Source organism: Cellulosimicrobium cellulans (genome assembly GCF_001722485.1).
Classification (GTDB): Bacteria; Actinomycetota; Actinomycetes; order Actinomycetales; family Cellulomonadaceae; genus Cellulosimicrobium; species Cellulosimicrobium cellulans_A.
The window spans coordinates 1-6044 of record NZ_LWGL01000177.1 but is presented as its reverse complement, the minus strand read 5'-3'; the positions used below and the strand labels follow the sequence as shown (position 1 = coordinate 6044).

Here is a 6044-nt window from a genome sequence, read left to right as displayed (position 1 = left end):
TCCGGCGCCGCCGGGGCCCGGACCGCCGCCGACGCCGTCGCCCGAGGCGGAGTCCTGCTGGTCGGCGTCGCGCCGGACGTCGCCCGCGGCCGCGCGCAGCGTCGCGCACACGCGCGTGAGCGACGGCGCCAGCTCGCCGCTCCACCGCGAGCGGAACGCGTCCATGTCGGGGCCGGCGCCGAACGACAGCGTCATGCGGGCGCTCACCTGGTCGCGCGTCGTCTCGAGCTCGTCCGCGGCGCGGTCGAGGCTGTCCCCGAGCCCGCGCACCGCAGCGATGTCCATGCCCCACATGCTCGTGGTCATCGCGCACCGCCCCTGGCAGTGGCGGACCCGTCGGCGACGGGCGCGGTGGTGTCGATCGCGCCGACGAGCGCCCAGCGCAGCTCGGCCGCCACGGACCCCGGCGGCCGTTCGACGAGGTGCACGTCGTCGTCGCGCAGCTGGACGTCGAGCAGCCTGCTGCCCGCGACGGACCACCAGCGCGACCACACGACGGTCGGCGCGGCGGGCGTGGGCCACGCCTCGACGAGCACGACGAGCGACGCCTCCTCGTCCTCGGCGACGGCGCGCGCGGCCGGCGGGAGCGCCGCCATGTCCTCGCCGTCGCGCAGCCGCTCGGCGTCCCGCGAGCCGAGGACCGTCCGCGGGAGGTCCGCGGGCCGCGGACCCGGCCGCGCTCCCGCGGTGAGCTGCTCGAGCGGCGGGAGGAAGCGGACCAGGGCCGGCCAGAGGTCGTCGACGCGCACGAGGACGACGTCGACGTACGCCGAGACGTCCGTGACCTCGAGCTCGTGCGGGCCGAGCTCGCCCCGCACGGCGTCGTGCACGAGCAGGACCCGGTCCTCGACGAGCGACAGCCGGGTCGTCGCCCCGGTCTCGCCGGAGCGGGCGCGGAGCGTCGCGCGGACCGGCGCGGCGAGGTGGTCGCGGAGGGCGGCGGACCACGCCGCGGTCAGCACGCCCGTCTCGTCGACGATCCCGTGCTCGAGGAGCTCGGCCGTCACGGCCTCGTCGCCCTCGGTCCCGTCGACGCCGGCCGGGCCGTCACCGGACGGTCCCCCGGCGAGCCCGACCGCACGGGCCCACGCCCCTCTCGTCACACGCAGCGCACGCACCGTGCCCCCTCGTCGTCTCGTCGCGCGTCGTCCGGACGCGCGGGCTGGCCGCCCCGATCGCGGAGGCTAGCAGCGCGGACGTCCGGACGACGATGGGGACCGCTCCCCACGTCGCGCCGCCGCCGCAGGTCGATCAGCCGCCGGAGACGTCGAGCTCCGCCTCGCGGAGTCGTTCGGCGAACTCGCCTTCGAGCTCGCGCGAGTCGAGCCAGCCGTAAGGCAGGTGCGGCGTCTTGGGCGACCCGGCACGGCCGCGCTGGCCCTCCGCCGGCTCGCCCGGGTACGGAGCGTCGAGGTCGAGGGCGTCGAGGAGCGCGCGCAGCTCCTCGAGCGTGGACACCATCGCGAGCGCGCGCCGGGCGTCGCCGCCGACGGGGTAGCCCTTGAGGTACCAGGCCATGTGCTTGCGCAGGTCGCGCATGCCCTTGCCCTCGTCACCGTCGAAGTACTCGATCATCAGCTCGCCGTGCCGGTAGATCGTGTCCGCGACCTCGCGCATGCCGGGACGCACGCGCTCGGGCCGGCCCGCGAAGGCCGCGGCGAGGTCGGCGAAGAGCCACGGGCGACCCTGGCAGCCGCGCCCGACGACGACGCCGTCGCACCCGGTCTCGCGCACCATCCGCACGGCGTCCTCGGCGGACCAGATGTCGCCGTTGCCGAGCACGGGGATGCTCGTCACCGTCTCCTTGAGCCGGGCGATCGCCGACCAGTCGGCCGTGCCCGAGTAGTGCTCGGCGGCCGTGCGCGCGTGCAGGGCGACGGCGGCGGCGCCGAGGTCCTCCGCCGTGCGACCGGCCTCGAGGTACGTGAGGTGGTCGTCGTCGATGCCCTTGCGCATCTTCACCGTCACGGGCACGCCGTACGGGCGCGCGGCCTCGACGGCCTCGCGCACGATCGCGGCGAAGAGCTCGCGCTTCCACGGCAGCGCGGCGCCGCCGCCCTTGCGCGTCACCTTGGGCACGGGGCAGCCGAAGTTGAGGTCGACGTGGTCCGCGCGGTCCTCCGCGACGATGATGCGCACGGCCTCGCGCACGGTGGCGGGGTCGACGCCGTACACCTGGGCCGAGCGCGGCGACTCGCCCTCGTCGAACGTGACGATGCGCAACGCCTCGGGGTTGCGCTCGACGAGCGCGCGACTCGTGACCATCTCCGCGACGTACAGCCCCGCACCGTGCTCGCGGCACAGCGTGCGGAAGGCCCGGTTCGTCACCCCGGCCATCGGGGCGAGCACGACCGGGGTGTCGACGGTGTGCGGGCCGATCCGCAGGGGCGGCAGCACGGGATCCGCGGTCGCGGAGGCCGCAGCCGTGGCCGCTGCCGTGGCGTCGAGGGTCGGGGTGGAGGCACTCACGCGCCCCATTCTCCCACCCGTCCCCGGACGGTCCGCGACCGGCCCGTGCACACCTCGTGCCCGTTCGCCGCGCGAGATCGGCGGACCCGTGGGAGGGTTCTCAGGTCGGCATTTCGGTCGACATCGGGACGAAAGGAACTCCATGCCTCTCTGGCTGATCCTGGTCATCGTCGGCGCCGTGCTGCTCATCCTGGGCGTGGCGATCGAGGCCGCGAAGGTGCTCCTGTGGATCGGTGTCGCGATCCTCGTCGTGAGCCTCGTGCTCGCGGTCCTGCGACGCGGCAAGGGCGCGGTGAAGAACATCTGACGCAGCCGCAGGGGGCACGCCGCGCGCGACGCGCGCACGACGACGGGGCGGGACCGCGAAGGTCCCGCCCCGTCGTCGTGCGCGCCGGGTGCGGCGGTCAGGCGCCCAGCAGGTGACCGCCCAGGTACTCGGTGACCTTGTCGAGCGCCACGCGCTCCTGGCTCATCGAGTCACGGTGGCGGATCGTGACCGCCTGGTCGTCGAGCGTGTCGAAGTCGACCGTGATGCAGAACGGCGTGCCGATCTCGTCCTGGCGGCGGTAGCGGCGACCGATCGCCCCGGCGTCGTCGAAGTCGACGTTCCAGTACTTGCGCAGCTCCGTGGCGAGGTCCTTCGCCTTGGGCGAGAGCTGCTCGTTGCGGCTCAGCGGCAGCACGGCGGCCTTGACCGGCGCGAGGCGGTGGTCGAGACGCAGGACGGTGCGCGTGTCCACGCCGCCCTTCGCGTTCGGCGCCTCGTCCTCCGTGTACGCCTCGACGAGGAACGCCATGAGCGAGCGGGTCAGGCCCGCGGCCGGCTCGATGACGTACGGCACCCAGCGCTCGTTCTTGGTCTGGTCGAAGTACGACAGGTCCTTGCCCGAGTGCTCCGCGTGGGTCTTCAGGTCGAAGTCCGTACGGTTCGCGATGCCCTCGAGCTCGCCCCACTCGGAGCCGGTGAAGCCGAAGCGGTACTCGATGTCGACCGTGCGGGTCGAGTAGTGCGACAGCTTTTCCTGCGGGTGCTCGTACAGGCGCAGGTTGTCGCGCGAGATGCCGAGGTCGACGTACCAGTCGGTGCGCAGGTCGATCCAGTACTGGTGCCACTCGGCGTCGGTGCCGGGCTCGACGAAGAACTCCATCTCCATCTGCTCGAACTCGCGCGTGCGGAAGATGAAGTTGCCGGGCGTGATCTCGTTGCGGAACGACTTGCCGATCTGGCCGATGCCGAACGGGGGCTTCTTGCGGGCGGCGCCCATGACGTTCGCGAAGTTCACGAAGATGCCCTGCGCGGTCTCCGGGCGCAGGTAGTGCAGCCCCGACTCGTCCTCGACCGGGCCGAGGTAGGTCTTCAGCATCATGTTGAAGTCGCGCGGCTCGGTCCACTGCCCGCGCGTGCCGCAGTTCGGGCAGACGATCTCGGCGAGGCCGCCCTCGGGCGCACGGCCCTTCTTCTCCTCGAACTCCTCGATCATCTGGTCCTCGCGGAACCGCTTGTGGCACGAGAGGCACTCGGTGAGCGGGTCGGTGAAGACGCCGACGTGACCCGAGGCGACCCACACCTGGCGCGGGAGGATGACGGACGAGTCCAGGCCCACGACGTCGTCGCGGCTGGTGACCATCGCGCGCCACCACTGCTTCTTGATGTTCTCCTTGAGCTCGGTGCCGAGCGGGCCGTAGTCCCACGCGGAGCGCGTGCCTCCGTAGATCTCGCCCGAGGGGAAGACGAACCCGCGCCGCTTGGCGAGGGAGACGACGGCGTCGAGTCGGGCGGACGGTGAGGGCGCAGCGGCCACGGTCATCACTCCTGGTGCTCACGGCCCCGCACGTGGCTCGTGGGGGCTGGACGGGCTCGGACGGGCACCCGTGAGGGCGCCGACCGACCAGCGTACCCGCCGGTGACACGACTCACCGGACGCAATTTTGACATCGATTCTCACTAAGGCGGACACTAGGAGACATGACCCGTCCCGCCCCGCGCCGCCGTGCGCTCGTCGCGTCCGCTCTCGCCGCCACGGCGCTCATCGTCGCCGGGTGCTCGTCCGGCGACGCCGGCGAGACCGGGGCGTCCGGCGACGGCCGTCTCGAGGTGCTGGCGTCGTTCTACCCCCTGCAGTACGTTGCCGAGCACGTCGGCGGGGAGCACGTCGCCGTCTCCAACCTCACGCCGCCGGCCGCCGAGCCGCACGACCTCGAGCTCGCGCCGGCCCAGGTCCGCGAGATCGGCGACGCCGACCTCGTCGTCTACCTCTCCGGCTTCCAGACCGCGGTCGACCAGGGGATCGAGCAGCGCGAGCCCGCCCACGTCGTCGACGCGGCCGGCCCTGCCGGCCTCGAGGAGCACCCCGACGGCGCCGGGCACGAGGGCGAGACCGCCGAGGAGCACGCCGCGCACGCCGGGGAGGAGCACGCCGAGGAGGAGCACGGCGAGGGCGGCGAGGAAGGCCACGACCATGGCGCGGTCGACCCGCACTTCTGGCTCGACCCGACACGGCTCGCCGCTGTCGGCGACGCGGTCGCGGACGAGCTGTCGGCGATCGATCCCGACCACGCCGAGGAGTACCGCGCGAACGCCGAGGCCCTCACCGCCGACCTGGACGCGCTCGACGCCGAGTACGCCGAGGCCCTCGCGCCGTGCGCGGGCGCCACGCTCGTCACGTCGCACGAGGCGTTCGGCTACCTCGCCGAGCGCTACGACCTCCACCAGGTCGGCATCTCCGGGATCGACCCGGAGGCGGAGCCCTCCCCCGCCCGCCTGCGGGAGGTGCGCCAGGTCGTCCAGGACGCGGGCGTCACGACGCTCTTCTTCGAGACGCTCGTCAGCCCCAAGGTGACGCAGACCCTCGCCGACGACCTCGGCGTCGGCACCGCCGTCCTCGACCCGCTCGAGGGACTCGCGGAGGACGCCACGGACTACCGTGGGGTCATGGAGTCCAACCTCGAGGCGCTCACGTCCGGGCTGGCGTGCTCATGACGGGCGCCGCACCCCTGGTCGCCGCGCGCGGCCTGCACGTGAGCCTCGGGGGCAGCGAGATCCTGCGCGGGATCGACCTCACCGTGGCCGAGGGCGAGGTCGTCGCGCTCCTGGGCGCCAACGGCTCCGGCAAGTCGACGCTCGTGCGCGGGCTCGTCGGCGTCGTGCCGCTCAGCGCGGGCTCCGTCGAGCTGTTCGGCGCGCCGCTCGGCCCGCGCGTCCCGTGGCGGCGTCTCGGCTACGTCCCGCAGCGCGTCGCCGCGCCGTCGGGCATGCCCTCGACCGCCGCCGAGGTGGTCGCGTCCGGCCTCCTGGGCGGTGGCCGCCTGCGGCTGCCGCGCGGCTGGCGCGACCGCGTCGTCGACGCGCTCGAGCAGGTCGGGCTCGCCGACCGCGCGGACGACTCCACGGCCGAGCTGTCCGGCGGGCAGCAGCAGCGCGTGCTCATCGCGCGGGCGCTCGTGCGCCGGCCGGACCTGCTCGTCCTCGACGAGCCGGTGGCGGGCGTCGACAAGCCGAGCCAGGAGGCGTTCGCGGCGACCATGTCGCGCCTCGTCGACCAGGGGCTGACCGTGCTCGTCGTGCTGCACGAGCT

At 73.7% G+C, this 6044-nt stretch carries 6 protein-coding genes and 1 pseudogene; 3 read left to right on the top strand and 4 right to left on the bottom strand.

Going from position 1 to position 6044, the window contains the following annotated elements; all coding sequences use genetic code 11:
• The 3 genes and pseudogenes from JZ5iCDA_RS19065 to dusB all read right to left on the bottom strand — a co-directional run.
• Window positions 1–285: pseudogene (locus tag JZ5iCDA_RS19065) on the bottom strand (hypothetical protein); the annotation flags it as partial.
• A gap of 17 nt (window positions 286–302) precedes the next feature.
• Entirely contained in the window at window positions 303–1103 is an 801-nt protein-coding gene (locus JZ5iCDA_RS14780) for a hypothetical protein (protein ID WP_069387847.1), read from the bottom strand.
• Between the two features lie 148 nt (window positions 1104–1251).
• Window positions 1252–2478 (bottom strand): tRNA dihydrouridine synthase DusB, encoded by a 1227-nt coding sequence (gene dusB, locus JZ5iCDA_RS14775; protein WP_069387846.1) that lies wholly within the window; start codon window positions 2476–2478, stop codon window positions 1252–1254.
• 133 nt (window positions 2479–2611) lie between these two features.
• On the opposite strand from dusB, the gene JZ5iCDA_RS19060 reads away from it, so the two are divergent.
• Window positions 2612–2776, top strand: coding sequence for a hypothetical protein (locus tag JZ5iCDA_RS19060; protein WP_171905396.1), 165 nt, complete (start codon window positions 2612–2614; stop codon window positions 2774–2776).
• Between the two features lie 97 nt (window positions 2777–2873).
• On the opposite strand, the gene JZ5iCDA_RS14770 is transcribed toward JZ5iCDA_RS19060, so the two are convergent.
• The gene (locus JZ5iCDA_RS14770) at window positions 2874–4277 is read right to left on the bottom strand and encodes a glycine--tRNA ligase (RefSeq protein WP_069387845.1); all 1404 of its coding nucleotides are present in this window, start codon (window positions 4275–4277) and stop codon (window positions 2874–2876) included.
• Window positions 4278–4435: 158 nt separating this feature from the next.
• On the opposite strand from JZ5iCDA_RS14770, the gene JZ5iCDA_RS14765 reads away from it, so the two are divergent.
• Entirely contained in the window at window positions 4436–5449 is a 1014-nt protein-coding gene (locus JZ5iCDA_RS14765) for a metal ABC transporter substrate-binding protein (RefSeq protein ID WP_069387844.1), read from the top strand.
• On the top strand, window positions 5446–6044 hold a 599-nt coding region (locus JZ5iCDA_RS14760), incomplete at its 3' end, for a metal ABC transporter ATP-binding protein (protein ID WP_069387848.1). The genes JZ5iCDA_RS14765 and JZ5iCDA_RS14760, both read left to right, overlap by 4 nt.

Excerpts from the sequence above, each read along its gene's own strand:
- JZ5iCDA_RS14765 (WP_069387844.1), top strand. The coding sequence starts at position 4,436 with ATGACCCGTCCCGCCCCGCGCCGCCGTGCGCTCGTCGCGTCCGCTCTC.
- JZ5iCDA_RS19060 (WP_171905396.1), top strand. The coding sequence starts at position 2,612 with ATGCCTCTCTGGCTGATCCTGGTCATCGTCGGCGCCGTGCTGCTCATC.
- JZ5iCDA_RS14770 (WP_069387845.1), bottom strand. The coding sequence starts at position 4,277 with ATGACCGTGGCCGCTGCGCCCTCACCGTCCGCCCGACTCGACGCCGTC.
- dusB (WP_069387846.1), bottom strand. The coding sequence starts at position 2,478 with ATGGGGCGCGTGAGTGCCTCCACCCCGACCCTCGACGCCACGGCAGCG.